Here is a 3,545-nt window from a genome sequence, read left to right as displayed (position 1 = left end):
TTTTCGTTTAAGGCTTTAAAGCCACGTGCCACACGCTCGTAATTATAGCCTGAAGCGTTCAATCCAAAGTGTTTCAGCACCTCTTTGGTAGTTACCAAGAAGGTATCCGTTACATTGCTTTCTTTGGTAACATAGCTAAAACAATAGTCCAGGAGCTTATGTTCAAAAGCTTTTAAATTCCCAAAGGCTTTGGCTAGGTCATTCGCTTGTACTACTAGATAATCTTGCCTAGACATCAAGCCCTCAAACGCATTTTCTGACTTCCCTTTTTTCATGGTTTAACCTCACGTATTTTTTTGTCATAAATGATTATATAATATCATATGACAAACTTCAAGTAACTTATTACTTTTTTGTCATGTATCACGTATTTTTTTGTCATGTATCACGTATTTTTTTGTCATGTATCACGTATTTTTTTGTCATGTATCACGTATTTTTTTGTCACTTATCTCCGTGAAAACCCTTGATATTACTGACTTTTTGACCCCCCTAAAGTATATATAAAGTATATATAAAGTAAGTATGAAAGTATCTCCTTTAGAAAAAAAGCCTTATTTTTTTTATTTTTCAAAAAAAAAAAAGAGACCCTATCGGGCCAATCTCTTTAAAATATATAAGGGGTCTTTACAGCTCAAAGCTGAAGGCAGTCCCACACCCGACACAAAATTGTACCCTTTGAGCTATCCGTTTCCAGTCGCCCTACGTATAAAGAGATACACGCCACCGACCGTATCGCTGAGGCGCCTCAATTTGATTATATCACAAGTGTCTAGTTTTGACACGTGTTCTAGCACGTGATATAATTATATTGCTTGAAAGTTCGATAAAGCTAAGCATAAAGAAAACACCCAAGGTTGCAGCCAAGGGTGTTTTTTGTGCTTGCTCAAGGCACTCAGGCTAGATTACTTGTCGCATTTGTCATGCCACTTACGGATTAGCCACTCCGCAATCAGTTCTGTACTGACACCGACAAGCAGTGGTAGCAGAACAAGCTCGATAAAGCATTTTAGCATAAAGTCTCACCTCCTTAGCAGTGCTAACTGGGTGTTGCGACTTTGTTATTATACCATGGAATAAAGCGCACAAAAAATTTTTTTACAAATTCCCTTGCACTTTATTCTCAAAAATGCTATACTAGTTTGCAACTAGATTTCAACTTACTGAAACTAGAATTTAACTAAAGGAGCTTCTAAGATGTCAAATTTAGAACAATACGAAAATGGACTAGCTTTGGTTTACAAATTTGGAGAACGATTCGATGGAGAACTTAGCGCACGTGAAGGAATAAATTTTTATGCTCTTCACGCAAAAGAACACAATGGGAAAGTTCTTCTAACGATGGAGCGAGGACCTAGAAAGGAATATCGTCATCTAATTAAAAAAATCATCCTTACTATCAAGGATGGCAGTTACGCAATTATTGCTGATGTAGAAGCTCTAGGCAAAGGAGCAAAAATACCAATCCCAGAAGGCTATACAGTTCCATCAATCTGGGAGAGAGAACCTGAGAATATGCACTGGTTCGCACTCTCAAACGTAAAACGAACAACAATAGAACCTAATACGTACACTTCTGTCAATGGGAAAGATTTATTACAAAGTATATCTAGTCATGCTTACATGGTATATGTCGCTCTCTAGAAACAACAATATAAAAGCTCATAAAATTGTTTTTATGAGCTTTTATATTGTACTTATCAATATCCCTCTATAACCCCCTTATTTCCCTCCTAACGCGTTTTAACATCAAAACCATATAAATATACCACAAAATCCTAAACAAGCACCTATGAGCCTTTTAGAGGCTATTTACGCTCATTTAACGCTTTAAGCAATAACTCGTATATCAATTCTTGCTGTTTTTCAAGCATATTAAGACGACGCATGACCTTTTCTTCAAACGTGGCATCATAGCTATCTTTTCTCAGTCGAGAACGAATCTCATCTACTCCTGAAGAAGATATACGATACACTCCATCCTTTTGTTCAACCTGGAAAATATTTAAATTTTTTCTGTGATACTTTACCAGGTCTTTTGATATCCCTAACTCCTCTGCGACCTCTTTTAGTGTTTTCCAATCTGACATGACTCTAAATCCTCCTTACTAGTCTAGTTTCATTCCGGCAAGCGTAGCATGTGGGTATCACCTTACCAGTAAGTTTACCACATGCTAGGTCAGTTTCAAAATGAAAACTGATTTTTGGGAGGCCCCAAACCCCTTATTTAGTTTTTACTAGGAAATTTACTTATCTATCATCTGAAAGAGCATAAGGGAAACTGTCCCCACGAAGCGTGTGGAGTTGATAGTATCAACGTTTCCAGTACCGGTAATTTTCTCGGCTTCGCCTACTTTCACACACTATCCTGTTTATCACCCTTTTTGACTATCTCACACTTTAACATACTCTTATCTCATACAGATACACACAAAAAAAGAGAGGCTGATTTCTCAATCAACAATCTCGTCAGCTGGTAAGGTGTAAAACGGCAAGTGTTTTGGTAGCTCCTCAATCTCCAAACCGAGAACATCTGCTAATTCAGCAATCTCTTTCATCAATTCGTCAATTTCACCCTCTAGTAATTCATAACGTTTTTTATCCAACACTTTTTTCACTCGAGCAATTTGACTAGCTACGAATTCAAATTGACTTTCAATAGCCCTTCGAGAACTATCCCAGTAGTTTTGGGCAATGACTTGCTTTTTCTCTGTAGCTCGTAGATGGTCAGCCAAGGCATTAAAACTATCCCATGCAGTACTTTCCCACTGCTCAGCTTCTTCTACTTGCCTCAATAATCTATTTCTTTCAGCTTTTAATTTCTCGATATCGTTTATCAGTTCCGCTCTTTCTGTCATTTTGTGACTCCCTTTTCTGCGTTGATTAGTCTAAAAAGTCGTAGATATCTGTTTGATGACTGTTCTCTGTTGCATGTTGTATCACTTCGGCAGTTGTTGGTTGTCGATTATCAGTAATCTGCATTTCATAGCCAATGACCTTTCTGCCATTTTTAACTACGTTTAGATAAACATCTACCCCTAATTTTTTCTCTAGCTCTTCTGCCCCAACTTTCAGACAGTTCCTTGCAAAGATTGCAGGGGGCATTCTTCTCTCTTCCCCTAAAAACCAATCTTGCCAATCGTCTAAATCTCCTTGAATGGTTGTGACACGTTGATTTTTAAAGCGATTTGCTTCCCACAATTTCATCAAAATAATGGCATACTTTGATTTGATTTGAGCTAACTCTGCCAATTTGAACGAGAAGAACTGGCTACGTAAAGCAAATACGTAAGGCGCAGCAAACTCCGAAAATTTAAACGATACCTCTCCATTCTCCATAAACTCAATCATAGAGAATAATTGCCCCATACGAATTCCCTTTTTACCGTTTTTCTCAATCGCAAAATATAACGCAGTATTTTCGTTTAAGGCTTTAAAGCCACGTGCCACACGCTCGTAATTATAGCCTGAAGCGTTCAATCCAAAGTGTTTCAGCACCTCTTTGGTAGTTACCAAGAAGGTATCCGTTACATTGCTTTCTTTGG

General features: G+C 37.7%; 5 protein-coding genes. 1 reads left to right on the top strand and 4 read right to left on the bottom strand.

The features are described 5' to 3' along the window. Positions 1 to 275, bottom strand: a 275-nt coding sequence (locus tag QM424_RS09760; RefSeq protein WP_414394547.1) for a replication initiation protein, incomplete at its 3' end; no start/stop codon positions are given. Positions 276 to 1,197: 922 nt separating this feature from the next. Between QM424_RS09760 and QM424_RS09755 the strand changes: the two genes are divergently transcribed. Next, entirely contained in the window at positions 1,198 to 1,644 is a 447-nt protein-coding gene (locus QM424_RS09755; RefSeq protein WP_414394545.1) for a hypothetical protein, read from the top strand. Positions 1,645 to 1,808: 164 nt separating this feature from the next. Here the strand turns inward: QM424_RS09755 and QM424_RS09750 are convergent, their stop codons facing one another. From QM424_RS09750 to QM424_RS09740, 3 genes are all read right to left on the bottom strand, one after another. Then, positions 1,809 to 2,090 (bottom strand): hypothetical protein, encoded by a 282-nt coding sequence (locus QM424_RS09750; RefSeq protein WP_414394543.1) that lies wholly within the window; start codon positions 2,088 to 2,090, stop codon positions 1,809 to 1,811. A gap of 363 nt (positions 2,091 to 2,453) precedes the next feature. Further along, complete coding sequence (locus tag QM424_RS09745) at positions 2,454 to 2,858, bottom strand: hypothetical protein (protein ID WP_414394541.1); 405 nt, start codon at positions 2,856 to 2,858, stop codon at positions 2,454 to 2,456. 25 nt (positions 2,859 to 2,883) lie between these two features. Next, positions 2,884 to 3,545: replication initiation protein (locus QM424_RS09740; RefSeq protein ID WP_414394538.1), on the bottom strand; the 662-nt coding region annotated here is incomplete at its 5' end.

It is taken from the genome of Streptococcus mitis, assembly GCF_047464945.1.
Lineage (GTDB): Bacteria > Bacillota > Bacilli > Lactobacillales > Streptococcaceae > Streptococcus > Streptococcus mitis_EA.
This window is presented reverse-complemented; position numbering and strand designations above follow the sequence as displayed.